The 24,270-nt window shown below is 72.5% G+C and carries 20 protein-coding genes; 2 read left to right on the forward strand and 18 right to left on the reverse strand.

Annotated elements, in window-relative coordinates:
* Position 1: 1 nt before the first annotated feature.
* The 14 genes from AADR41_RS06675 to AADR41_RS06740 form a co-directional block, all read right to left on the reverse strand.
* Positions 2-796 (reverse strand): nucleotidyltransferase domain-containing protein, encoded by a 795-nt coding sequence (locus tag AADR41_RS06675; protein WP_342280432.1) that lies wholly within the window; start codon positions 794-796, stop codon positions 2-4.
* A gap of 3 nt (positions 797-799) precedes the next feature.
* A complete protein-coding gene (locus tag AADR41_RS06680) occupies positions 800-1,822 on the reverse strand; it encodes an ADP-ribosylglycohydrolase family protein (protein WP_342280433.1) in 1,023 nt (340 codons plus the stop codon).
* Entirely contained in the window at positions 1,819-2,553 is a 735-nt protein-coding gene (locus AADR41_RS06685; protein WP_342280434.1) for an NUDIX hydrolase, read from the reverse strand. Before AADR41_RS06685 ends, AADR41_RS06680 begins: the two co-directional genes overlap by 4 nt.
* Positions 2,550-3,629, reverse strand: coding sequence for an AAA family ATPase (locus AADR41_RS06690; RefSeq protein ID WP_342280435.1), 1,080 nt, complete (start codon positions 3,627-3,629; stop codon positions 2,550-2,552). Before AADR41_RS06690 ends, AADR41_RS06685 begins: the two co-directional genes overlap by 4 nt.
* On the reverse strand, positions 3,626-4,279 hold the full coding sequence (pnuC, locus tag AADR41_RS06695; RefSeq protein WP_342280436.1) for a nicotinamide riboside transporter PnuC: 654 nt from the start codon (positions 4,277-4,279) through the stop codon (positions 3,626-3,628). The genes AADR41_RS06690 and pnuC overlap by 4 nt, the downstream gene beginning before the upstream one ends.
* Positions 4,280-4,412: 133 nt before the next feature.
* Positions 4,413-5,579, reverse strand: coding sequence for a pseudouridine synthase (locus tag AADR41_RS06700; protein ID WP_342280437.1), 1,167 nt, complete (start codon positions 5,577-5,579; stop codon positions 4,413-4,415).
* Complete coding sequence (gene scpB, locus AADR41_RS06705) at positions 5,579-6,220, reverse strand: SMC-Scp complex subunit ScpB (protein ID WP_124718561.1); 642 nt, start codon at positions 6,218-6,220, stop codon at positions 5,579-5,581. Before scpB ends, AADR41_RS06700 begins: the two co-directional genes overlap by 1 nt.
* A complete protein-coding gene (locus tag AADR41_RS06710) occupies positions 6,217-7,275 on the reverse strand; it encodes a segregation and condensation protein A (protein WP_342280438.1) in 1,059 nt (352 codons plus the stop codon). Before AADR41_RS06710 ends, scpB begins: the two co-directional genes overlap by 4 nt.
* Positions 7,276-7,386: 111 nt before the next feature.
* The gene (locus tag AADR41_RS06715; protein WP_342280463.1) at positions 7,387-8,016 is read right to left on the reverse strand and encodes a hypothetical protein; all 630 of its coding nucleotides are present in this window, start codon (positions 8,014-8,016) and stop codon (positions 7,387-7,389) included.
* A complete protein-coding gene (locus AADR41_RS06720) occupies positions 8,013-9,131 on the reverse strand; it encodes a ParA family protein (RefSeq protein WP_124718559.1) in 1,119 nt (372 codons plus the stop codon). Before AADR41_RS06720 ends, AADR41_RS06715 begins: the two co-directional genes overlap by 4 nt.
* A gap of 369 nt (positions 9,132-9,500) precedes the next feature.
* Positions 9,501-10,616, reverse strand: coding sequence for an alanine dehydrogenase (ald, locus tag AADR41_RS06725; RefSeq protein WP_342280464.1), 1,116 nt, complete (start codon positions 10,614-10,616; stop codon positions 9,501-9,503).
* 144 nt (positions 10,617-10,760) lie between these two features.
* Positions 10,761-12,824 carry a tetratricopeptide repeat protein gene (locus AADR41_RS06730; RefSeq protein WP_342280439.1) on the reverse strand — a complete coding sequence of 688 codons (2,064 nt, stop codon included), beginning with the start codon at positions 12,822-12,824 and terminating at the stop codon, positions 10,761-10,763.
* A 189-nt stretch (positions 12,825-13,013) separates the two neighbouring features.
* The gene (locus tag AADR41_RS06735; protein ID WP_342280440.1) at positions 13,014-13,640 is read right to left on the reverse strand and encodes an NUDIX hydrolase; all 627 of its coding nucleotides are present in this window, start codon (positions 13,638-13,640) and stop codon (positions 13,014-13,016) included.
* Between the two features lie 90 nt (positions 13,641-13,730).
* Positions 13,731-15,416: a CTP synthase gene (locus AADR41_RS06740; protein WP_342280441.1), complete on the reverse strand. Its 1,686-nt coding sequence runs from the start codon at positions 15,414-15,416 to the stop codon at positions 13,731-13,733.
* 405 nt (positions 15,417-15,821) lie between these two features.
* Here AADR41_RS06740 and AADR41_RS06745 point away from each other — a divergent pair, with 405 nt between their 5' ends.
* Entirely contained in the window at positions 15,822-17,624 is a 1,803-nt protein-coding gene (locus AADR41_RS06745) for a glycoside hydrolase family 15 protein (protein WP_342280442.1), read from the forward strand.
* 7 nt (positions 17,625-17,631) lie between these two features.
* Here AADR41_RS06745 and AADR41_RS06750 read toward each other — a convergent pair whose 3' ends face one another.
* Positions 17,632-18,513, reverse strand: coding sequence for a sulfurtransferase (locus tag AADR41_RS06750; RefSeq protein WP_342280443.1), 882 nt, complete (start codon positions 18,511-18,513; stop codon positions 17,632-17,634).
* Positions 18,514-18,727: 214 nt separating this feature from the next.
* Between AADR41_RS06750 and AADR41_RS06755 the strand changes: the two genes are divergently transcribed.
* On the forward strand, positions 18,728-20,353 hold the full coding sequence (locus AADR41_RS06755; protein WP_342280444.1) for a PucR family transcriptional regulator: 1,626 nt from the start codon (positions 18,728-18,730) through the stop codon (positions 20,351-20,353).
* Between the two features lie 12 nt (positions 20,354-20,365).
* Here AADR41_RS06755 and AADR41_RS06760 read toward each other — a convergent pair whose 3' ends face one another.
* The 3 genes from AADR41_RS06760 to recN form a co-directional block, all read right to left on the reverse strand.
* A complete protein-coding gene (locus AADR41_RS06760; protein WP_342280445.1) occupies positions 20,366-21,460 on the reverse strand; it encodes a glycosyltransferase family 4 protein in 1,095 nt (364 codons plus the stop codon).
* A 186-nt stretch (positions 21,461-21,646) separates the two neighbouring features.
* The gene (locus tag AADR41_RS06765; protein WP_342280446.1) at positions 21,647-22,411 is read right to left on the reverse strand and encodes a hypothetical protein; all 765 of its coding nucleotides are present in this window, start codon (positions 22,409-22,411) and stop codon (positions 21,647-21,649) included.
* A 51-nt stretch (positions 22,412-22,462) separates the two neighbouring features.
* Positions 22,463-24,208, reverse strand: a complete 1,746-nt coding sequence (gene recN / locus AADR41_RS06770) for a DNA repair protein RecN (RefSeq protein WP_342280447.1) — start codon at positions 24,206-24,208, stop codon at positions 22,463-22,465.
* Between the last annotated feature and the right edge of the window lie 62 nt (positions 24,209-24,270).

The raw sequence follows: 24,270 nt of genomic DNA on the forward strand, positions 1-24,270 counted from the left end.
CTCAGGAGGCCGGGAGACCGCCCGTCAACCGCGTACGCACCACGAGGTCGTGCAGCGCCTCGAACCCGCCGGCCGTGGCCGGCAGCGCCGACTCCGCCCGGGCCTCGTCCAGCACCCCGTGCAGCGCCTCGACGTCCCGCGACACCGCCTCCCCGTTCAGGCCCTGCGCTCCCCCGTGCTCGGCCTCGGCCTTCGCCTCGATCAGTTCGGGCAGGTACGCGGGCGCCGCCACCTCCCCGAGGAGGGTCGGCAGATGCGCCCGCACCTCACCGCTGCGCATCAGGTGGATCCCGGTGAGCAGTGCCCGGAACGTGTACAGCAGCGGCTTCAGCTCACCGGTCCTCCCGAAGAGCCGCCACTGGGTGCCCGCGAACCCCCGGTAGTGGTGGGCGTGGTTGCGGGTGACCACGCCCGGTGCCAGCTCCACCAGTTCCGCGTGCGCCTCGCCGGTGTGCACGACCAGTGGCGAGAGCAGCTGTTCCAGCACGTAGCCGTTGGGCTTCAGCATCAGCCGGACGAACTTCCGCAGGTCGTGCGTGACGAGATCCATCTCGGTCCCGTCCCGGTCCCACATCCGCGAGCGGGTCTCCTCGGCCTCGCGCAGTCCCACGAGGTCGGCCGCGGGCAGGAGATGGACCCCCCGAAGGTCCACATCCGAGTCCTTGGAGGGGAACCCGTACAGATGCGCCCCGGAGACCGTGGCGAAGAGCAGCGGGTGGCGCTCCCCGGCGAGGACCGGGCCGAGGTCGGTGACCGGCAGACCGGCCTCCCTGAGCTGCTTGGTGTCCATACGCATGGATCAAGAATCCCAGAGCGCCCCCAGCGACAGCAGATCGCTCCGGTACTCGATCCGCTCCGCCCACTCCTTGGGCCAGGCCGCCGCCCCCAGGTGCGCCCCGGCGAACGCGCCGGTCAGGCAGCCGAGGGAGTCCGAGTCGCCCCGGGTGCAGGCGGCGCGGCGGAGTGCGGTGACGGGGTCCTCGGGGAAGAGCAGGAAGCAGTGCAGGGCGGTGGCCAGGGCGTCCTCGGCGATCCAGCCGTCGCCGGTCGCCTCGCAGGGGTCGGTCTCCGGGGACGGGTCGCGCAGCGCGTCCTGGACGCGGGCCAGGGCGGTGAGGCATTCCTCCCAGCCGCGCTGGATGTACAGCTCGGGCGAGGCGTCGCCCGCGTACCGCCAGAGGTCGCCGAGCCAGCGCGTGAGGTACCGGCCGCTGTTCTCGTACGCGTAACTGCGCAACTGGCCGACCAGGCCCATGGGTTCCGCCCCCTGCGCCAGCAGATACACGGCGCGGGCCGTGAGGTCGGACGCGGCGAGCGCGGTCGGGTGCCCGTGGGTGAGGGCGGCCTGCAACTGGGCGGCGCCGGAGCGCTGTTCGTCGCTGAGTCCGGGGACGAGTCCGATCGGGGCGACCCGCATGTTGGCGCCGCAGCCCTTGGAGCCGGTCTGGCTGGCCTCCTGCCAGAGCCGGTCGCTGTCGAGCAGCCGGCAGGCGGTCATGCAGGTGCGGCCGGGCGCGCGGTTGTTGTCGGGCGAGTGGTACCAGTCGACGAACTCCTCGCGCACCGGGCGGGCCAGCCGCAGCGGGGTGAGCAGTCCGCAGTCCATGGCGGTGCGGATGCCCCGCCCCAGGGCCAGCGTCATCTGGGTGTCGTCGGTGACGATCGCCGGCTTCGGCAGCCGCATCGTGCGCCACGGTCCGCACTTGGCGAGGATCGACGGAACGTTGTTGAACTCGGTCGGGAAGCCCAGTGCGTCGCCGAGCGCGAGCCCGGTCAGCGCGCCGGTGGCGGCCTGTTTGGTGATGGTCCTGGTCACGATCACGTTCTTCTTCCTTCCGGTCTCAGCAGTGGTGGGTGCAGGGCGGTAGCGGCACCCGCCCGGTAGAGCGCGGCCGGTTTTCCCCGTCCGCCGGTGCGGCGCGGCGATCCCTCCACGGCCTGGACGAAGCCGGGCGTGGTGAGGACCTTGCGCCGGAAATTGGGCCGGTCCAGCTCGACGCCCCAGACCGTCTCGTACACCTGCTGGAGTTCCCCCAGGGTGAATTCGGGCGGGCAGAAGGCGGTGGCCAGACAGCTGTATTCGAGCTTGGCGCCGATCCGGTCGTGCGCGTCGGCGAGGATCCGGTCGTGGTCGAAGGCGAGCGGGCCGGTCCCTCCGGCGTCCCACCACCGGGCGCCGGCCGCGTCGCCGCCGCCGCGCGGTTCCGGAAGGTCCGGTACGAGCGCGGCGTAGGCGACCGAGACGACCCGCATCCTGGGGTCGCGGTCCGGGTCGGTGTAGGTGCGCAGCTGTTCCAGGTGGAGGGCGCCGGCGGTGCCCCCGGTCAGCCCGGTCTCCTCGGCCAGTTCCCGGCGGGCGGCGGTCTCGGCGGACTCGCGGGGCAGTACGAAACCGCCGGGCAGCGCCCAGTGGCCCTTGTACGGATCGGCGCCCCGTTCGACGAGCAGGACGTGCAGCCGGCCGTCGCGGACCGTGAAGACGGCGAGGTCGACGGTGACCGCGAAGGGTTCGAAGGCGTACGGGTCGTACCCTTCGGGCACCCCGGTGCTCATCGGTGCTCCGGCAGGGGCGCGGCGAAGTTCCAGCCGTCGGCCAGCAGTGCGTCGACGGCGGCGACCGCGGCGGCCAGGCGTTCCTGACGGGTGCCGGTGATTTCGATGAACTCCCTTCCCGTGCGGGTGAGTTCGGCGCGGAACCGGTCGGTCATCCAGGGCCGCAGTTCTTCGCCGTCGCGCAGTCCGTCGTCCTCGAAGGCGACGCCCTCGTGGTCGGTGAGCAGCCACAGGTGGTGGGCGACCCGGTCGGCGGTCTCCTCGACGAGCGGGTTGCGTCCGCCGATGTACCGCTCGTGCCAGACGGTGGTGGCGAAGGAGTCGGTGTCGCAGATGAGCACCGGCGACCCGGTGCGCGCGGCGGCCTCCTCCTTCGCGTTCTGGGCCTCGGCGATCAGCGGGAAGTCGCCGGTGGTGAAGCTGACGTCCTCCCACTGGGCACCGGGCCACCGCTCGCGCAGCCCGGCCAGTTTCCGTTCGCTGAACTCCCGTCCGTACTCGGCGACGTACCGGGTCCGCGCCCAGACGCCGCCGCGTGCGCGGTAGTGGTCGGTGAGGGCGCGGGCCAGGGTCGTGGTGCCGGTGGATTCCGCGCCGAGGACGACGACCCGGCGGGCGAGGGCGGCCCGTACCGGCGGTTCCAGGAAGTCCCAGCAGCCGACCGGGTCCTTGCGGACGGCGGTGCCGGAGACCGGGAAGACCGTGCGGTCGGGGTCGACGCAGACGGATTCGGCGCCGAACCGGCGGGCGAGTTCGTCCCCGTACGACTCCGAGGTGAAGACGGCGTCGACCGGCTCGGGCACGGCCCCGGTGAAGACGGCCATGTGCGCGTCCCAGATCACCGGGTCGTGGAGGTCCATGCGGATGTCGTCGACGGCGCCGACGACCCGTACGTCCGGGTGCACCTCCCGCATCCAGGCCACCCGGTCGGCGAGCGGGACGGACTCCACGGAGGCGGCGCAGACCAGGACGGTCAGCCGCTCGCAGCGGTCCTGGGCGGTGCGGACGAGGTGGTGGTGGCCGGCGTGCGGCGGATAGAACTTGCCGAGGACCAGCCCGTGGCCGTGGCGCTTCATGCCGCCACCCCCACCGGCCGGGGCCACTGCCCCGCGAGATCGCGCTTCCAGTTGCGCAGGCCGATCAGGCAGAGCGTCAGGAAGCCGACGTACAGCAGCGAGGTCAGATAGAGCTCCTTGTACGCGTACAGCGGGATGTACACCACGTCGGCGGCGATCCAGAGCCACCAGGACTCGACGAGCTTCCGGCACTGTCCGTACGTCGCCGTCAGGGACAGCGCGGTCGTCAGGGCGTCCCAGAAGGGCACGGTCGAGTCGGTCGCGTGGTCGAGCAGGACGGTGAGCGCGACGGTCCCCACCGCCCCCGCCGCGAGCAGCCAGGTCCATTCGGTGCGCGTGGTGTGCCGCACCGGCAGGTCCGGTGAGCCCGGTCCACCCCCGTGGGTCCAGGTCCACCAGCCGTACGCGGCAAGGGCGATGAAGACGATCTGGAGTCCGGCGTCTGCGTACAGACCGGACTGGGTGAACAGCAGGATGAAGAAGAGGTTGTTGGCGATGCCGATCGGCCAGTTGGCGAGGTGCTGGCGGGCCACGAGCCAGACGCACAGCGCCCCGCTTCCGAAGCCCAGCACCTCGGTCCAGCTGACCGGGGTGTCGAGCACCGTCACCAGGGGTTGCTGCAGTGGATCGAGGAAATCCGCGAGACTCACGCCCGCCTCCTTAATAGTCACTCTGACTATAAATGCGGAAGAGGCGCAGGGAAAGGCCCGCGGCCGGTTCCTGTTCGAAAATCGAAGACAGGAACCGGCCGCGGGCCTCGGAACGGACGGTGAAGGGCGCTCCCTACAGACCGACCTCGCGCATCAGCATGCCCACCTCGGTGTTGGTGAGGCGGCGCAGCCAGCCGGACTTCTGGTCGCCCAGCGGGATCGGCCCGAAGGACGTCCTCACGAGACGCTCGACCGGGAAGCCGGCCTCGGCCAGCATCCGGCGGACGATGTGCTTGCGGCCCTCGTGGAGGGTCACCTCGACCAGGTAGTTCTTGCCGGTGTTCTCGACGACCCGGAAGTGGTCGGCGCGGGCGTACCCGTCCTCCAGCTGGATGCCGTCCTTGAGCCGCTTGCCCAGGTCGCGCGGGAGCGGTCCCTGGATGGCGGCCAGGTAGGTCTTCTTCACCCCGTACTTGGGGTGGGTCAGACGGTGGGCCAGCTCACCGTGGTTGGTGAGCATGATGATGCCCTCGGTCTCGGTGTCCAGCCGGCCGACGTGGAAGAGCCGCGTCTCACGGTTGGTGACGTAGTCGCCGAGGCACTGGCGGCCGTCCGGGTCCTCCATCGAGGAGACGACACCGGCGGGCTTGTTGAGCGCGAAGAAGAGGTAGGACTGGGCCGCCACGGTCAGACCGTCGACCTTGATCTCGTCCCTGTTCACGTCGACGCGCATGCCCTGCTCGACGACGATCTCGCCGTTGACCTCGACGCGGGCCTGCTCGATCAGCTCCTCGCACGCCCGGCGCGAGCCCATGCCGGCCCGGGCGAGGACCTTCTGCAGCCGCTCACCCTCCTGCTCGGCACCCGGGTGGGTCTTGGGCGTCCTGATGTCCGCCTTGCCCGCGTACCGGTCCCGGTTGCGCTGTTCGATCTTGGCGTCGAGCTCGCGCGGACGGGACGGGGCGCCGTACGGGGCACGGCGGCCGCTGCTCCTGGAGCCGCCGGTCGCCGCCTTCGGGCCGCCCTTGGCACCGCCGCGGGCGGCCGCGCCGCGGCCCTTGCGGGTGCCGCCGTCGCCGCCGGGCTTGTCGTTGCCCACGTCGTAGCGGCGCTCCTCGGGGCGGGGCCGGCGGGGGCGCTGCTCCTTCTTGTCGTCGCGCTCGGAGCCGGAAACCCGGGGGTTCGGGTTGCTGTTCCTGCCGCTGCCGGTGTTGTTCCTGCCGCTGCCGCTGCCGCCGCTCCTGCCGCCGCCGCTCCTGGCTCCGCCGCCGCTTCCGCTGTTCCTGCCACTGCTTCGCATCAAAAATCCGTCTTGTCGTCTGCGTGAGTATCCGGGGTGTCCGGTGCGTCCGGATCGAACGACGGCACACCCTCTAGCGTCTCAGCCTCGATCGCGTCCGCCTCGGGGAGGAAGGGCGCGAGCTCCGGGAGCTCATCCAGGCCGCGCAGGCCCATCCGCTCCAGAAAGTAGTTCGTCGTCCTGTACAGGATCGCACCTGTTTCGGGTTCCGCGCCCGCTTCCCCCACCAGCCCCCGCTGCAACAGGGTCCGCATGACCCCGTCACAGTTCACGCCGCGGACCGCGGAGACCCTGGAACGGCTGACCGGCTGGCGGTACGCGACCACCGCGAGGGTCTCCAGCGCCGCCTGGGTCAGCCGGGCCTGCTGGCCGTCCAGGACGAAGCCCTCCACGGCCGCCGCGTACTCGGGACGGGTGTAGAAGCGCCAGCCGCCCGCCACCAGCCGCAGCTCGAAACCGCGCCGCTGCACGGTGTACTCGTCGGCCAGCTCCCGCAGCGCGTCGGCGACGGCCCTGCGGGGCCGCTCCAGCACCTTGGCGAGGTGTTCCTCGGTGGCGGGCTCGTCCACGACCATGAGGACGGCCTCCAGCGCGGGCCTGAGATCGAGATCCGCGACGCCGGTGTTCTCCTGCTGGCTCATGCCTTCACATCCTTCTGGACGTCCTGCGTCTCGGGGTCGAACTCGTCCGTGACGACGGGCCCGGCCCCATCGCCCCCGGCCCAGCGCACCAGCAGCTCCCCGAGCGCCTCGTCCTGGTCGAGCGCGACGGCCTTCTCCCGGTACAGCTCCAGCAGCGCGAGGAACCGGGCGACGACGGTCAGGGTGTCCGGGGCGTCCTCGGTGAGCGTACGGAAGCTGATCCCGCCCGCCTCCCGCAGCCGCGCCACCACGATCTCGGCCTGTTCCCGCACGCTGACCAGTGGTGCGTGGATGTGGTCGACGTACACCTGCGGCTCGGGCTTCGGCTGCATCGCCTTCACGGCCAGCGCGGCGAAGCCCTCCGCCCCGATGCTGATCACGACCTCGGGCAGCAGCTCGGCGTGGTGCGGCTCCAGTCCCACGGTCCGGGGGAACTGCCGCCCCTCGGACGCCAGCCGCTCGCTGAGGATCTCCGCGATGCGCTTGTACGCGCGGTACTGGAGCAACCGGGCGAAGAGCAGGTCCCGCGCTTCGAGCAGCGCCAGGTCCGCCTCGTCCTCCACCTCGGCGGTGGGCAGCAGCCGGGCCGCCTTCAGATCGAGCAGGGTCGCTGCGACGACGAGGAACTCGGTGGTCTGGTCCAGGTCCCAGTCCGGCCCCATGGCGCGGATGTGCGCCATGAACTCGTCGGTGACCTTCGACAGGGCGACCTCGGTCACATCCAGCTTGTGCTTGGCGATGAGCTGGAGCAGCAGGTCGAACGGCCCCTCGAAGTTCGCCAGCCGGACGGTGAACCGCCCGTCGTCGGCGGGCCCGGAAGACCCGGCGGCCTCGACCGGCGCCTCGGGCATCTCCGGCGCTTCGGGAGCCTCCGGCACCTCCGGCGCTTCGGGAGCCTCGGGCACCTCGGGCACCTCGGGCTTCTTCGGCACCTCCGGCGCCGCCGACCCGGGCCCGGCGCTTGTGCCGTCCGCCGCTTCCGGCGCGGTCCCGCCGCCCGGGCCGCGCCCCAGGGGGCGGCGTGGGGTGCGGGCGGGCTCGTCGGTCGTCGGCATGAAGGTCCAGGGGCAGCGGGATACGGGCGGCGGGCCGTGGCCCGTACGGAAGGGGCCGCACCACTCGTCCGGCGGCCGCCCCCACCGGGCAGGCTACCGGCGCCTCGCCCGTCAGCGGCCGCGCAACCGCCGTACGAGGATGCTCGCGTCGCCCCGCGACTCCAGATCCGCGAGCACCACCGCGACCGCCTCGCGGACGATCCGCCCGCGGTCCACGGCGAGCCCGTGCTCCCCGCGCAGCACCAGGCGGGCGTGCTCCAGGTCCATCAGTTCCTCGGCCGAGACATAGACGGTGATCTTCTCGTCGTGGCGCTCGCGGCCGCTGGGCCGCCGGTTGGCCCCGCGCCCGCCGCCGCGCCTGCGCTGCTGCTGGACGGCAGGGGCGGGAACCGCCTCCTGCGCGGCCGGGGACGCGGCGGGCGCCCCTGCCGGGGGCGCGGCCGTCGGTGCGGACTGCTGGGGCCTGCGGCCCGCCTGAGCGGCCACCGCGACCCGGTCGGCGTCGCGGCTGCGCGAATCCCCCGCGTCGGCGTCCGCCGCGGAGTGCTCCTCGCGCGAGGAGCCGTCGGCGGCCTGCGCCGCTTCCGTCCCGGATCCGTCCGTCCCGGAATCGCTCTCCCCGGAAGGGCCGGGCACCCGGGCCTCACCGTTCGCCTTGCGTCGCCGGTCCGCGGGGGACGAGGCCTGGAGCCCCATTCCTCCGGTGGTACGGAACAGTTCGTCGGCCCCGGGCAGACTCACTCGGCGTGACACCGGGCGAGCACCTCCCTGGCGAGCTGGCGATAGGCGGCGGCACCGACCGAGTTGGAGGCGTAGGTGGTGATGGGCTCACCGGCGACCGTGGTCTCCGGGAAGCGCACGGTGCGCCCGATGACCGTGTGGTAGACGTGGTCGTCGAATGCCTCGACGACGCGCGCGAGGACCTCACGGCTGTGCACCGTACGGGAGTCGTACATGGTGGCGAGGATGCCGTCGAGCTCCAGATCGGGGTTCAGGCGCTCCTGGACCTTCTCGATGGTCTCGGTGAGCAACGCCACACCACGGAGCGCGAAGAATTCGCACTCGAGCGGCACTATGACCTTGTGGGCGGCGGTCAGGGCGTTCACGGTGAGCAGGCCGAGCGACGGCTGGCAGTCGATCACGATGTAGTCGTAGTCGGCCATCAGCGGCTTCAGGGCACGCTGCAGCGTGGACTCCCGGGCCACCTCGCTCACCAGCTGCACCTCGGCGGCCGACAGGTCGATGTTGCTGGGCAGCAGGTCCATGTTCGGGACCGCGGTCTTCAGCAGCACCTCGTCGGCCGACATGCCCCGCTCCATGAGCAGGTTGTAGACCGTGAGGTCGAGCTCCATCGGGTTGACGCCGAGCCCGACCGACAGGGCACCCTGCGGGTCGAAGTCGACGAGCAGGACGCGTCGTCCGTACTCCGCGAGCGCCGCACCCAGGTTGATGGTCGACGTGGTCTTGCCGACGCCGCCCTTCTGGTTGCACATCGCGATGATCTTCGCGGGGCCGTGATCGGTCAGCGGGCCCGGGATCGGGAAGTAGGGCAGGGGCCGGCCGGTCGGGCCGATCCGCTCGCGGCGCTGACGGGCGGCGTCGGGCGCGAGGGTGGCCGCGTACTCCGGATCGGGCTCGTACTCGGCATCGGGGTCGTAGAAGTGCCCCTGGGGCACCTCGTCGAAGTCGGCGAAGTGGGCGGTGTCCCGGCCACTCTCGTTGCCGGCCATGGCGTTCACGTGTAGGCCGTCCATCATCTGGGGGGCTGTCGTCATGTGCTGTTGGGTGGCGAAGGTGCGGACAGCGACGGAGCCGACAGCCTCCAGCCCGTTCGGGCTCTGGCCCCGTGCAGGCATCCCTGGATGAACACCCCCGGGAGTAAATGTCGACTCATTCACAAGTCGTCTTACCTCCTTGGACGTGACCAGGAAACTTATCGATAGGTCAGCGTGGCACCATGCCGACGATTGGCGACTCTATGGCGTGTCACCGCTCCGCAGCAACACAATCCGCCGGACCCGGCCCGATGTGTCGGCAATCGAACACGCCCCTGTCAAGGGCGTGCGGCCACCGGGGCGCAGATTTAACGGGTGTACGAATCGGTTAAAGGGTTACGTTCGAGACGAGTTGAACGGGGCCGCCGAGGGGGCCCGACATGCGTACGGCCGGACCTTGCTCGGCAAGGTCCGGCCGTACGCACGAGGTTGACGAAAGGGGTTGACCCGTCAGCCGAGGAGCGAGCTCAGCTCGACGTGCTCCAGGCCGTGCGCCTCGGCCACCTCGCGGTAAACGACCTGCCCGTCATGGGTGTTGAGGCCCTTGGCCAGCGCGGCGTCGCGGCGCAGCGCCTCGGCCCAGCCGCGGTTGGCCAGTTCCACGATGTACGGGAGCGTGGCGTTGGTGAGGGCGTACGTCGAAGTGTTCGGGACCGCGCCCGGCATGTTCGCGACGCAGTAGAACACCGAGTTGTGGACCATGAAGGTCGGCTCGGCGTGCGTCGTCGGGTGCGAGTCCTCGAAGCAACCGCCCTGATCGATTGCAATGTCGACAAGTACACTTCCGGGCTTCATCTTGGCGACGAGCTCGTTGGTGACCAGCTTCGGCGCCTTCGCGCCGGGGATCAGCACGGCGCCCACGACGAGGTCGGCCTCGATGACGGCCTTCTCCAGCTCGAAGGCGTTGGAGACAACGGTCTTCACCCTGGTACCGAAGACCTTGTCGGCCTCGCGGAGCTTGTTGATGTCCTTGTCGAGCAGCGTGACGTGGAAGCCGAGACCGACGGCGATCTGCGTGGCGTTCCAGCCGGAGACACCGCCGCCGATGACAACGGCTTCGGCGGGCGCCGTGCCCGGGACGCCGCCCGGCAGCACGCCGCGGCCACCGACCGAGCGCATCAGGTGGTAGGCGCCGACCTGCGGGGCCAGCCGGCCCGCGACCTCGGACATCGGGGCGAGCAGCGGGAGCGCGCGACTGGCGGTCTCGACCGTCTCGTAGGCGATGGCCGTGGTGCCCGACTCGACCAGCGCGTCGGTGCACTCGCGGGAGGCGGCGAGGTGCAGGTAGGTGAAGAGCGTCTGGTCCTTGCGGAGGCGGTGGTACTCCTCGGCCACCGGCTCCTTGACCTTGAGCAGCAGGTCGGCGGTGGCCCAGACCTCGTCGGCGGTGGGGAGGATCTGCGCCCCGGCGGCGACGTACTCCTCGTCCGTGATGGAGGAGCCGGCCCCGGCGTTCTCCTCGACGACGACCTGGTGGCCGTGGCGGACGAGCTCGTGCACACCGGCAGGCGTGATCGCCACGCGGAACTCGTTGTTCTTGACTTCGCGGGGGATGCCGACCTTCACGTCGATCACGGTCCTTGACTCAGAGGGGTTATCCGGACATAGCCATACATACCCGGATAGACACTACGTAAATGGAGACACCGCGAACACACGCGGCAGAGCCAGTCTAATGAAGGGTTTCGTGCTGTCTAGCCTTACAAAGCATTAATTTTCAGTCGCCGCACTACGGATTTCGCAGGTCATACCCTCCTGACCCAGCAATCTGTCGGCCAGACCCCGGTGCAGCCCGGCCGCGGCCGGGTCGCCGAGCCTTTCGAGCGTGTCCGCCAGCCGGAGCTCCAGCGCCGCCTGGAGCCGTACGTCACCGGCCCGCCTGGCCCACTCGACGGCCTCCTGGCAGGTGTGCAGGGACTCGTGCGGCCGGCCCGCGTACTCCTGCACCCGCGCCGCCTCGCTGAGCGCCCGCGCCTGGGCCGGCACGTCGCCGAGCCTGCGGTACCCGGCCGCCGCGGCGCGCCAGTTCCGCAGCGCCTCGCCGTACCGCCCGGCATAGGTGTGGACGGCGCCGAGCCGCCCGTACAGCCGCGCCTCGTCGGCCCGCTCCCCCTGGGTGAGCCGCTGCGCCAGCGCGCGGCCGTACCAGTCGGAGGCCCGCTGGAAGTCCCCCAGCTCGGCATAGGCGCCGCCTACGGATTCCATCGCGCGGCCGGTGGCGTACGGGTCCTTCGCGGCCCGTCCGGCGTCCAGCGCGGCCCGGTAGCGGGCCAGCGCCTCCCGGGTGCGGCCGGTCCTGGCGTCGAGGTCGGCGAGGTTGAGCAGCGCGGCGGCCCGCTCGCGCGGCAGCTCGCGCCGCTCCGCGACGGCCAGCACCAGGCCGTGCAGCCCGTACAGCTCGGGGGCGGCGGCCTCGGTGCCTTGGTGCACGGCCAGCGACCGCACCAGCGCGGACACCAACCGCCTTGCCAGGGTGTCGAGTTCACCGTCCTCCACGGCGATCCGGGCCGAGGCCAGCAGGGCCGGCCGACGGATCCGCAGCCATTCGGCGGCCGCCTCGGGGTTGGGGAAGCGCAGCGAGCGGGGAAGCCCGGCGAGCTTGCGGCGGGCCGGTGAGCCCTCGGGTTCGGTGACCGCCCGGCAGGACTGGAGCAGCCGTACGGTGCGCTCCAGCATCCGGGCCCTGGCCAGCTGGACCTCCGCCGGCCGGTCCATGGCCTCCAGCAGCGCCCGCAGCAGCGGTGCGAGACAGCCGGGCACCTCGTACTGCGGCTGGTCCGCCCCGTTGGTGTGCAGCAGCCCCAGGGCCACGAAGTCGTCGAGGGTCGTCTGGGCGGCCGAGACGGAGCAGCCGGCCAGCGCGGACGCGGTGTGGGCGTCGGCGAGTCCGGCGGGGGCGAGGGCGAGCAGCCGCAGTATCCGGGCGGCGGTCGGCGGCAGCGATTCGTGGACCAGCCGGAAGGCGCGGGCCAGCGGCCGGGAGTTGGTGGACTGCTCGGTGTCGTCCGGCAGTTCGCGCAGCTGCTTGGTGACATCGGCGACCGACGCCATGGGCCGGGCGGCGAGCCAGCCGGCGACCATCACCAGGGCGGCCGGCAGTCCGCCGCACTCCTCGGCGAGGGTCTCGGCGGTCCGAGGATCGACGGTGATCCTGACCTCGCCGATGGTGCGGGCGAGCAGCCGCACGGCGGAGCCCGCGTCCAGGCCGCCGATGGTGCAGGGGCGGACGTCCGGGATGCCGGTCAGCGGGCCCTCGGAGGTGGCGACGACCAGGCAGTCCGGGTTGTCGGGGAGCAGCGGGTCGACCTGTTCCGCGTCCACCGCGTCGTCCAGGAGCAGCAGGGCGCGGCGTCCGGCGAGCTCGTCGCGGACCATCCCGGAGAGCTCGTCCCCGTCCGCGCCGGGCGGCCCGGTCACCCCCATCCGGTCGAGCAGCTCGCGGGCGGTGCGTTCGGTGGGCACCGGGGCGCCGCCGGGGTCGGTGAGCCTGACCCGGAACAGTCCGTCGGGGTGGTCGCCCTCGGCGAGCAGTCTCCGGGTGAGCTCACCGGCGAGCGCGGTGCGTCCGGAGCCGGGGCGTCCGGCGATCAGCAGGACGCGGGCGCGGGCGGCCTTGCGGCCGGCCAGGGTGTCCAGGCCGGCCCGTTCGATGTCGGCCCGCAGCGCCTTCAACTCGTGGGCGCGGCCGAAGAATCGGGGTGGGGCGGTACCGGACGGCTCCTTGGTTCCCGCTGCCTCGGCCGGGCCGCTGGTGTCCACCGCCTGATCCGTCACGGGCCACGCTCCACTTCGCTGCACGCGTCGCCCGCCGGGACTCCGGTCAGGGCATTGTGAGCGTAGTTCAGGCGTGCGGGCGATTTCCCTGGAGCACGACCGAGCACGGCACCGAGGTCCCCCGATCGGATCAGCATCTTGTCCGATCAAAGGGCCTCGGGGTGCGCCGTCCGGTGGTTCCGAGGCCCGTCAGGCCTCGAACGGACGGGCCGGCCACGGCGCGTCGGCCGGGCGCAGCGAATCGATCCCGTCACCGGCGAGCACCGCCGCGAGCGAGAGCACGCCCACCACGAGGCAGTTGTTGTGCAGCTCCCCCGCGAGCACGCCCCGCACCAGCTCCTGGAGCGGCACCCGGGCCAGCTCCATGTCGGCCTCCTCCTCCGAGACCTCGAAGCGCTCCCCGTCGGCCTCGGAGAGACCACGGGCCAGGAAGATCCGTACGGCCTCGTCGCAGCCGCCCGGTGTGGTGTAGACGTCGGTCAGCACCCGCCAGTCCTCGGCCTTGACGTACACCTCCTCGTAGAGCTCCCGCTGCGCCGCGTGCAGCGGGTTCTCCCCGGGGACGTCGAGCAGTCCGGCCGGGATCTCCCAGAGCTTGTGGCGCACCGGGTGGCGGTACTGCCGCAGCACCACGACCCGGTTGTCCTCGTCGAGCGCGAGCACGGCGACCGAGCCCGGGTGGACCTGGTAGTCGCGGCGTACGACCGTGCCGTCCGGCATCACCACTTCGTCGGTGCGGACGCTGGTCTTGTTGCCGGCGAAGGGTGTCTCGGTCGAGGTGACCTGCCACTCCTCGGGCGTGTCCTGGAAACCCATCTACGTCCTCCCACGAAAAACAGAAACCGGGGTACGCGTCCTTCGAAGGACGCGTACCCCGGTCAACGTTAACGCCTGTGCGGCGCCGGACTACTTGCCCGACTGCTTGCCCTTGCCGTCACCGGCCGCGGCGCCCGTCTTGCGCGCGACGGCCGCCTTCACCAGGCCGGCGAAGAGGGGGTGCGGGCGGGTCGGCCGGGACCGGAGCTCCGGGTGCGCCTGGGTGGCGACCAGGTAGGGGTGGATCTCGCGCGGGTACTCGACGTACTCGACGAGCTTGTTGTCCGGGGAGGTGCCGGAGAAGACCAGCCCGGCCTTCTTCTCCAGCTCCGCCCGGTAGGCGTTGTTGACCTCGTAGCGGTGGCGGTGACGCTCCTCCACGTACGGCTCGCCCTCGTACGCCTCACGGACCAGCGAGCCCTCGGCGAGCTTCGCCGGGTACAGGCCGAGCCGCATGGTGCCGCCCAGGTCGCCCGCGCCCTCGACGTACGCCAGCTGCTCCTCCATCGTCGAGATGACGGGGTGCGAGGTGGCGGCGTCGAACTCGGTGGAGTTGGCGTCGGGGATCTCGGCGAGGTTGCGCGCGGCCTCGATGACGATGCACTGGAGGCCGAGGCAGAGGCCGAGCAGCGGCACCTTGTTCTCGCGGGCGTACTGGATGGCGCCGATCTTGCCGTTGACACCGCGGTCGCCGAAGCCGCCGGGGACGCAGATCGCGTCGACGTCACCGAGCTGCTTCGCGGCACCCGCCGGGGTCTTGCAGTCGTCCGAGGCGACCCACTTGACCTTGACCCGCGCCTTGTTGGCGAAGCCGCCGGCCCGGATGGCCTCGGTCACCGAGAGGTAGGCGTCGGGCAGGTCGATGTACTTGCCGACGAGCGCGACGGTGATCTCGTGGTCGGGGTTGTGGACGCGGTCCAGCAGGTCGTCCCACGTCCTCCAGTCGACGTCGCGGAACGGCAGGTCGAGCTTGCGCACGACGTAGGCGTCCAGACCCTCGGTGTGCAGCACCTTCGGGATGTCGTAGATCGACTTGGCGTCCACGCAGGCCACCACGGCGGCCTCGTCGACGTCGCACATCAGCGAGATCTTGCGCTTGATGGCGGTCGGTACGTCACGGTCGGCGCGCAGCACGATGGCGTCCGGCTGGATACCGATGTTGCGCAGCGCGGCCACCGAGTGCTGGGTGGGCTTGGTCTTGAGCTCGCCGGACGGGCCGATGTAGGGCAGCAGCGAGATGTGCACGACGAAGACGTTGTCCCGGCCGACCTCGTGGCGGACCTGGCGGACGGTCTCCAGGAAGGGCAGCGACTCGATGTCGCCGACCGTGCCGCCGACCTCGGTGATGACGACGTCGACGTCGTCGGTGGCCATGCGGCGGATGCGGTGCTTGATCTCGTTGGTGATGTGCGGGATGACCTGCACGGTGTCGCCCAGGTACTCGCCGCGCCGCTCCTTGGCGATCACCTGCGAGTAGACCTGGCCGGTGGTGACGTTGGCGGAGCCGTCGAGGTCGACGTCGAGGAACCGCTCGTAGTGGCCGATGTCCAGGTCGGTCTCGGCGCCGTCGTTGGTGACGAACACCTCACCGTGCTGGAACGGGTTCATCGTGCCCGGGTCGACGTTGAGGTAGGGGTCGAGCTTCTGCATGGTGACCCGAAGGCCGCGCGCCTTGAGCAGGGCACCGAGGCTGGAGGCAGTCAGACCCTTGCCGAGGGATGAGGCGACACCCCCGGTGACGAAGATGTGCTTGGTCGTCGTGGATGTGGGCTGCATAGCCAAAGGGGGCTCCCGTGGTCGCGATCGTGAGGTGCGTACCGGCGTTTTCGTCCGGAGACTCCGGAGGCGCCGTCGCTGCGGTTCGGGGGCCTCGTCTGCGGTTGCGGACGACCACCGGTCCACGGGCTACCAGGGTATCAGCGCCGACGGGAGCCCGCTTCCGGCAGCATCCGGGCACTCACCTCGCATGATCACCACGAGTGCTCGTACACACACCCGTTCGGGTAAGACCTGTTGCTGAGACCGTCGCGCAGATCATCCAGGTGCGTCGTATCCTGCTCGGACACTTGCCCCGGGCGAGGTGACTTGTTCGCAGGATCCCCCACCAAAACCCCTTGCGACGACCTCTTGACCCGCAGTAATGCCCTACGGGGCGACAAGGCCGTTCGACTGGAGATGCACGTGGCCGGGCGCATCGAGGATTACGCACTCATCGGAGACATGCAGACCGCCGCCCTGGTCTGCCGGGACGGCACAGTGGACTGGCTGTGCCTTCCCCGCTTCGATTCGCACGCCGTCTTCGCGGGACTGCTGGGTACCGAGGAGCACGGCTTCTGGCGCCTGGGTCCGGCACGGGCGGACGGGACGCAGCCGCCGGCCGCGGACCGCCGCCGCTACCGCGGGGACTCCCTCATCCTGGAATCGGAGTGGGACACACCGCGCGGAACGGTCAGAGTGACCGATTTCATGCCGCCGCGTGACGGTGCGCCGCAGGTGATCCGGATCGTGGAAGGGATCAGCGGCCGGGTGCCCATGCGCTCCGAGCTGCGCATGCGGTTCAGCTACGGACGGGTCACCCCATGGGTGCACAAGGTCGACGGCCGCACGGTCGCCGTCGCCGGCCCCGACTCCGTCTGGCTGGACACCCCCGCCGAGACCTACGGCGAGAACCTCACGACGTACTCCGACTTCACGGTCGCACCGGGTGACCGGATCGCGTTCACGATCAGCTGGCAGCCCTCGCACCACGAGCCGCCCGGACTGCCGGACCCGGACGGTTCGCTGGACGCGACGGCGGACTTCTGGCGCGAATGGGTCGAGCAGTGCACGTACCACGGGCCCTACCGCGAGGCCGTGGTCCGCTCGCTGATCACCCTCAAGGCCCTGACGTACGCGCCGACCGGCGGCATCGTCGCCGCGCCGACCACCTCCCTGCCGGAGGACATCGGCGGCTCCCGGAACTGGGACTACCGCTACACCTGGCTGCGCGACGCCGCGATCACCCTCTCCTCGCTGCTGCGCACCGGCTACCGCGAGGAGGCCCGCGCCTGGCGCGAGTGGCTGCTGCGGGCGGTCGCCGGCGACCCGGAGAACCTCCAGATCATGTACGGCATCGCGGGCGAGCGCGAGCTGGGCGAGGCCGAGCTGGACTGGCTGCCCGGCTACGAGAACTCGGCCCCGGTCCGGGTCGGCAACGGCGCGGCGGGCCAGCTCCAGCTGGACGTGTACGGCGAGGTCACCGAGGCACTGCACCTCGCCCACATGACCGGCCTGACCCGCAACGACTACGCGACCGGCCTCCAGCTCAAGCTGATCGAGTACCTGGAGAAGCACTGGGACGAGCCGGACGAGGGCATCTGGGAGGTGCGCGGGCCGCGCCGTCACTTCGTGCACTCGAAGGTGATGGCCTGGGTCGCCGTCGACCGCACCATCAAGCTGATCGAGTCCGGGGACGCGGAAGGGCCGCTGGAGCGCCTGCACGAGCTGCGCGACGACATCCACCGCGACGTCTGCGAGCGGGGCTACGACCCGGAGCGCAACACCTTCACCCAGTCCTACGGCTCGAAGGAACTGGACGCCTCGCTGCTGCTGATCCCGCAGATGGGCTTCCTGCCCCCGGACGACAAGCGCGTGATCGGCACGATCGAGGCGATCCAGCGCGAGCTGTCCACCGAGGACGGCTTCGTGCTGCGCTACCCCACCTCGGGCGAGGACGCGGGCGTCGACGGCCTGGAGGGCGACGAGGGCGCGTTCCTGGCCTGCTCGTTCTGGCTGGCGGACGACCTGGCGATGATCGGGCGGGTCGACGAGGCCCGCCAGCTCTTCGAGCGGCTGCTGTCCCTGCGCAACGACCTGGGCCTGCTCGCGGAGGAGTGGGACTCCCGGCTCCAGCGCCAGGTGGGCAACTTCCCGCAGGCCTTCAGCCATGTGCCGCTGATCGACACGGCGCTGCGGCTGACGGCGAGCGGGGCGTACGTCGGCTGAGCCCGGCTCACGGGGCGGGCGGAGACCCGTCCGCCCCGGTCACCACGGGCCGCCCCGACGGCAGCCCCCATTCGCTCCAGGACCCGTCGTACACGGCCTGTCCGCGGTACCCCGCCAGTTCGGCCCCCAGGGCCAGGACGCACGCGGTGACGCCCGAGCCGCAGCTGACGACCAGCCGCTCGCGCTGTCCGGCGAGGGCGGCGAACACGGCGCGCAGCTCGTGCGCCGGGCGCATCCGCCCGGCGTGCTGGAGCTCTCCGAAGGGCAGGCTGACCGCCCCCGGCATGTGCCCGGCGCGCAGTCCGGGCCGGGGTTCGGCGACGGTACCGGTGAACCGTTCCCGGGCCCGGGCGTCGAGGACCACCGCCGCGGGGTCGGCCAGCGCCGCCGCCACCTCCTCGGCCCCGACGAACATTCCCGGGCGCGGCCGCGCGGTGAAGTCGCCGGGCGCGGCGGCGGGCCCGGGCCGGGTGTCCTCCAGCGGCAGTCCGGCGGCGGCCCAGGCGGGCAGGCCGCCGTCGAGCACCGCGGCCCGGTCGAAGCCCATCGCCCGCAGCATCCACCAGGCCCGCGCGCCGGAGTAGATTCCCGCGCCGTCGTACACGACGACGGTGTCGGTGCCGTTCACGCCGAGGGCGCGCAGCTCCTCGGTGAACCGGTCGGCCCCGGGCATCGTGTGGGGCAGCGGGCCGGAGTGGTCGGACAGCGCGCCGTCGATGTCGAAGACCCGCGCTCCCGGGAGCCGCCGCTCACCGCCCCGGTGCGCGCCGACCGAGGCGTCGAGGACCACCAGTCCCGGCCGGCCGAGCCGCCGCGCCAGCCAGTCGGCCCCCACCAGCGGGCCGGGAAGCTCCGGACCGTCCCGGTGTGCCGCTTCGTCGTCGCCCATGTCTGCTCCAGGTCCGGTCGGATGCGGGGCCGCCCGGTACGCCGGGCCCGGTCGGCCCGGACCGCGCGGCGTCCACAAGATCGCAGCGGCGATCGTCCGGTGTCAACGGCTGCCCCGGTGGCTCCCCCGACGACGCCTCGGGCGCTGCGGGCCGGTACCTTCCTGATCAGGGCGACCGCCGTCCGATCCGAGTGGAGACGCGAGGCCAGTGCCAGTGGAGACGCAAGGCGGAATCACCGTGCAGCGAGCCCTCGAACTGCCGGGGCTGCGCGGCGGGCTCCCGGAGGTGGTGGCCGGTGCGGACCGGCTGAGCCGTACGGTGCGCTGGGTGCACGCGGGCGAGGTCCCGAACATCGCCTCGCTGCTCAAGGGCGGTGAACTGCTGCTCACCACCGGCCTCGGGCTCGGCACCCGTCCCGCCGAGCAGCGTGCCTTCGTCCGCAGGCTCGCCGACCGGGGCATCGCCGCCCTGGTGGTGGAGCTCGGGCCGCGCTTCAGCAGACTGCCCGCGTCGATAGTGGACGCCGCCCGCGCCGCGGGGCTGCCGCTGGTGCAGCTGCACCGCGAGGTGCCGTTCGTGACGGTGACCGAGGAGATCCACACCGAGATCGTCAACGGTCACTACGCGCTGCTGCGGCAGGCCGAGGACGTGCACCGCAGGTGTACGGAGGCCCTCCTGGGCGGCGGCGGGGTGCCCCAGGTGCTCGGCATCCTGGCGGACTTCGCGGCCAATCCGGTCTTCCTGGAGACGGCGGACGGCCAGCTGCTGTACGCGGCGGGCCCCGGCTCCGGCCCGGTCTGCGCCGATCCGCTCCAGGTGTGGGAAGGGATGCGCGGCGGGCGGGCGGCGCGCGAGACCCCGCCCACCGGTTCGGTGCTGGTGGATGTGCCGGGCGGCGGCCCCGGCTCCGGTTCGGTACGGGCCAGGCTGGTGCTGCTGGCCGTGGCCGGGCCGCTGGTGACGGTGCACCGGATGGCGGCGGAACGGGCCGCGGGCATTCTCGCCGTGGTGCTGATGCAGGCCCGCCAGGAGGAGGAGCTCGCGGCCCGCGGCCGGGGCGACTTCCTGACCGATCTCGCAGAGGGCCGGATCACGCCGGAGGACGCGCCCGCGCAAGCCCGCGTACTGGGCTTCAAGCCGGCCGAGATGCCGCTGCTGCCGGTGGTGATGCGGCTGGCCCCCGAGCTTTCGGTGTCCGGGAACTGGGCATTGCTGGCGCGGGCGGTTCTGGAGGAACTCTCGTCGGTGGGGGTGCCGGTGCTGCTGGGCGTGCGGCCCGTGGAGGGCAGGGTGCCGGTGCTGCTGGGGCTGCGGTCCGAGACGGAGCGCACGGCGGTCGCGGACCGGGTCGCGGCGGCGCTGCGGGCCGGTGTGGAGCGCGCCGGACTGGAGCGCGCCGGGTCTCATCCGCCGGTCGTGGTGGTGGGGGTGGCGGGTGGCTGGGCGGCGGCCGGCGCGGGGCTGCGGCACGCCGCCGAGACGGCGACGGCCGCGCACGGTCTCAGCGACCGGCCCTGGTACGACGCCCGGCGCCTCGACATCGATCTGCTGCTGTGGCGGCTGCGGGACCACCCGGACCTGGCGGCGTTCGTGGACCGGGCGATCGGCCCGCTGCGCGATCACGACCGCACCTCGCGCCCGGCGCTGCTGCCGACGCTGGAGACGTATCTGGCCCATGCGGGGCGCAAGGCGGAGACGGCGCGCGAGCTCCATCTGAACCGTCAGACGCTGTACAACCGGCTGGCCCGCATCGGCGAGCTGCTCGGCACCGACCTGGACGACCCGCAGGCGGTACTGGCGCTGAGCCTGGCTCTCCGGGCCCGCCGCCACACCTCGTAGCCGGACGGCGGCTCACCGCGTCCGTGCCACCAGCGGCTGGGTCAACTCGTCGTACACACTGAGCACCTGGGCGATCGTGTCGTCCTCGGTCGGCCAGCTCGCGGCCTGCGCGAGCCCGGCTGCCGCCATCTCGGCACGCCGCCCGGGATCCCCGAGCAGCCTGGCCACCGCCCGCGCGAGCGCCTCCGCGTTGCCGTACGGCACGAGTTCCGCCGCGTCACCCACGAGTTCGGGCACTCCGCCGACCGCGGTGGCGACCAGCGGGACACCGAGCCGCAGCGCTTCCTGGGCCGACACCGAACGCGCCTCCCAGCTGCTGCACAGCACGGCCAGATCCGCCGCGGCGAGCAGTTCGGCGTGGTCGTCGCGGCTGCCGATGAGCCGTACGGGCAGCTCCTCGTTCCTGATCCGGCGCTGGAGGGCAGCCCGTTCACGTCCTTCGCCCACGATCACCAGGAGGGGCGCGGGGTCCAGCTCGCGCCACAGCCGTGCGGCGTCCAGCAGTGCCCCGTACCCGTGATGCGGTACGAGACTTCCGCGGGCGATGATCAACGGCCGTTCCACCGAGCCGAGTTCGGCCCGTGCCTTGCCCGCGTGGGCGGTGGCGGGGAGTCGGGGGACGGGGGCGGAGACCGGTGCGAGCCGTGCGTCGCGCGCGCCCCGGCGCCGGGCCCGGTCGACCAGGTCGGAAGTCGTGCCGAGCACAACTGCCGCCGCTCGGGCGGCCCTTCGCTCCATCAGCCCGATCAGCCGGCTGCGGGCCCCTTCGGCGTGCGCGCGGGCGTGCCAGGTGACGACCAGCGGGACGCGTCTGCCGCCGAGCGCGAGGGCCGCGCGCACGGCGGCGTGCGGTCCGTGCGCGTGGACGACGTCCGCTGTCAGGCAGGCGGCGCGCAGGGCGGCGACGGCGGCGGGATCACTGCGCCGGGGAACCGGCGCGAAATCGGCGCCCGTGCCGGAGTAGTCGTAGGCGCGGTCCAGTTCGGCCGGGGCGCAGACGGTGACGTGCACGCCCCTCGCCACGAGTCCCGCGGCGAGCGAGCTGACGTGGGCACTGCTGCCCGCGCTGCCGCCGCCCAGGACTTGGACCGTACGCAGCTGTGACACGTTGATTGGCTCCCGGGGTTCCCCAGTCGGCGGTTTTGGCACCGTCAAGGATGCCAGTCCGTACGCGCGTTCCGGCACAATCGAGCCGCCGTTGCGGCCCGCACCGCAACAACCGGCCCCGGCCTGTCACTCGCCCGGGTGAGAAACCGGCCTGTCGTTGCCGCGCCCGCCGCCGCGGCCCCTCCGTCAGCGGTCCGCCGTCGTCCGGGCGATCCGGCTGCCGATCCGGTCCCCGTACACCGCCGCGGCGACCAGCCCCGCGGCATGCGCGGCGAGTCCGGCCCGGCCGCGGCCCGCGACGATCGCGACCCCGAGACCGGCCCCCAGGGCATGGGCCCCGGCGTCCCCGAGCATGGTCCGCTCCCCCAGGTCGTCGGCGGCGAGCGCGGCCACGGCACCCACCGGTGCGGCGGCGAGCCCGCCCGGCAGGCCGGGTGCCCCGAGGGCGAGTACGGTGGCGGCGGCCGCCGCGGGCCGCACGTCGGTCAGGTTGACGAGATGGGCGGTCCCGGCGATCACGACCGCGGCGAGCACCCGGTCGGCGGGCCGATCCTTGAGCAGCGCACCGGCCGCGACCCCGGCGGCCCCGATCCCCAGGAGCTTCACCGTCCCGGAGGTCACCTCGCCGTCCCGCAGCGCCCCGAGGTGGGCGCGGAACCCGCGGCGCGGATCGTCCGCCCCGGCGAGATCGTCGTACGCACCGCAGCCGCCGGCCGCCAGCACGGCGAGCACGGCGGCGCACCGGGTGCGGGCCGGCAGCGGGAGAACGGCCGCTCCGGCCGCGGTGCCGAGGACGGCGGCCGGGCCCGCGTACAGGTCGACGGTCCGGCCCACGTGGTTGGTGCGCTGCAAGTGCGGGCGCGGCCGGGCCCGCAGCGCCCGGTACACACCCCCCGCGACGGCGGCGGCGACGGCACCGGACTTCACGGCCCTGCTCAACGCTGCTCCCATGCGCGCCACCCTACGCAGCGGCCCTCCGGGGCCTCCCGGCGGGCGGGGCCGCTACCCGTCGGCCCGGGCCGCGGCCAGCAGCTCCTCCGCGTGGGCCCGTGCCGTCTGGGAGTCCTCCTGGCCGGCGAGCATCCGGGAGAGCTCCCGCACCCGGTCCTCGCCCTCCAGGACCGTGACCCCGCTGCTGGTCACCGATCCATCGACGGTCTTCTCGACCAGCAACTGCCGGTCCGCGAAGGCCGCCACCTGCGGCAGGTGCGTGACGACGACGACCTGGGCGGACCTGGCGAGCTTGGCGAGCCGCCGTCCCACCTCGACCGCGGCCTTGCCGCCGACGCCCGCGTCGACCTCGTCGAAGAGGTACGTGGGTACGGGGTCGGCGCCCGCGAAGACCACCTCGACGGCGAGCATCACCCGGGACAGCTCACCGCCCGACGCCCCCTTGGCGATCGGCCGGGGCTGGGCGCCGGGGTGCGGGGCCAGCAGCAGCTCGACCTCGTCGGCGCCGGACGGCCCGTAGAGCACGCTGCGCCCGTCGATCTCGATGCCGGACGCCTCGTCGGCCGCCTCGGTCTGCCGGATGTCGAAGGAGACCCGGGCGTGCGGCATGGCCAGCGAGGCCAGCTCCGCGGTCACCGCCTCGGCGAAGAGCGCCGCCGCCCGGTTTCGCGCGTCGGTCAACGCCTGTCCGAGGGCGGAGAGTTCGTCCCGCAGTGCGTCGCGTTCGGCGGTCAGCTCGCCGATCCGGTCGTCGTCGCCCTCCAGCTCGGTGAGCCGGGCGGCGCCCTGCTGGGACCAGGCGAGCACGGCACCGATGTCCTCGCCGTACTTCCGGGTGAGCGCGGTGAGCGCGGCGCGGCGCTCCTCCACCGCGGCGAGCCGCAGCGGATCGGCGTCCAACTGGTCGGCGTATCCGGCCAGTTCGCCGGCCACGTCGGAGAGCAGGATCGAGATCTCGCCGATCCGGTCGGCGAGCGCCGCCAGTGCCGGGTCGTGGGCGCGCACGGCGTCCAGGGAGCGTCCGGCGGCGGCGACCACGGTCGTGGCGTCGATGCCCTCCGGGTCTTCCGGATTGCCCGCGAGCGCGGTGTGCGCGAGAGCCGCGGCGGAGGAGAGCGCCTCGGCGTGGCCGAGCCGTTCGGCCTCGGCGGCGAGGTCGGTGTCCTCGCCGGCCAGCGGTTCGACGGCGGCGATCTCGCCCAGCCCGAAACGCAGCAGATCGGCTTCCTGGGCGCGTTCCCGGGCCCGCGTGGTCAGCTCGTCGAGCTCCGTGACGACGGACCGCAGCCGCCGGTAGGCCGCGGCGTACTTCGCGTGCGGCCCGGCGACGCCGTCGCCCGCGTAGCGGTCGAGCGCCTGCCGCTGCCGGGCCGGCTTGAGCAGCCCCTGCTGATCGGTCTGGCCGTGCACGGCGACGAGTTCGTCGGCGAGTTCGGCGAGCACCCCCACCGGCACCGACCGGCCGCCCAGATGCGCCCGGGAGCGCCCCTCGGCGGAGACGGTACGGCTGATCAGCAGCGCACCGTCCTCGATCTCGGCCCCGGCCTCCTCGGCCCGCAGGGCGACGGTGTCGCCGCCGGACACCGTGATCCGCCCCTCGACGACGGCGGCCTTGGCCCCGATCCGTACCAGGGCGGGGTCGGCACGCCCGCCGAGCAGCAGCCCGAGGCTGGTGACGACCATGGTCTTGCCCGCGCCGGTCTCACCCGTCACAGCGGTGAAACCGGGTGACAGCTCCACCACCGCGTCGTCGATGACTCCGAGCGACCGTATCCGCATCTCCTCCAACACGGACACGACCTTACGAGGTCCGGACGCCGATGTGCGACGGACCCCGCCTCCCGGGGGTCACTCTCCCG

The organism is Streptomyces sp. CLV115, assembly GCF_038448545.1.
Taxonomy (GTDB): Bacteria; Actinomycetota; Actinomycetes; order Streptomycetales; family Streptomycetaceae; genus Streptomyces; species Streptomyces sanglieri.

Bases quoted from the DNA above. Each gene is read 5' to 3' on its own strand.
- AADR41_RS06675 (WP_342280432.1), bottom strand. From the start codon at position 796: ATGCGTATGGACACCAAGCAGCTCAGGGAGGCCGGTCTGCCGGTCACC.
- AADR41_RS06685 (WP_342280434.1), bottom strand. From the start codon at position 2,553: ATGAGCACCGGGGTGCCCGAAGGGTACGACCCGTACGCCTTCGAACCC.
- AADR41_RS06690 (WP_342280435.1), bottom strand. From the start codon at position 3,629: ATGAAGCGCCACGGCCACGGGCTGGTCCTCGGCAAGTTCTATCCGCCG.
- AADR41_RS06700 (WP_342280437.1), bottom strand. From the start codon at position 5,579: ATGCGAAGCAGTGGCAGGAACAGCGGAAGCGGCGGCGGAGCCAGGAGC.
- scpB (WP_124718561.1), bottom strand. From the start codon at position 6,220: ATGAGCCAGCAGGAGAACACCGGCGTCGCGGATCTCGATCTCAGGCCC.
- AADR41_RS06710 (WP_342280438.1), bottom strand. From the start codon at position 7,275: ATGCCGACGACCGACGAGCCCGCCCGCACCCCACGCCGCCCCCTGGGG.
- AADR41_RS06720 (WP_124718559.1), bottom strand. From the start codon at position 9,131: ATGCCTGCACGGGGCCAGAGCCCGAACGGGCTGGAGGCTGTCGGCTCC.
- AADR41_RS06735 (WP_342280440.1), bottom strand. From the start codon at position 13,640: ATGGGTTTCCAGGACACGCCCGAGGAGTGGCAGGTCACCTCGACCGAG.
- AADR41_RS06740 (WP_342280441.1), bottom strand. From the start codon at position 15,416: ATGCAGCCCACATCCACGACGACCAAGCACATCTTCGTCACCGGGGGT.
- AADR41_RS06750 (WP_342280443.1), bottom strand. From the start codon at position 18,513: ATGGGCGACGACGAAGCGGCACACCGGGACGGTCCGGAGCTTCCCGGC.
- AADR41_RS06765 (WP_342280446.1), bottom strand. From the start codon at position 22,411: ATGGGAGCAGCGTTGAGCAGGGCCGTGAAGTCCGGTGCCGTCGCCGCC.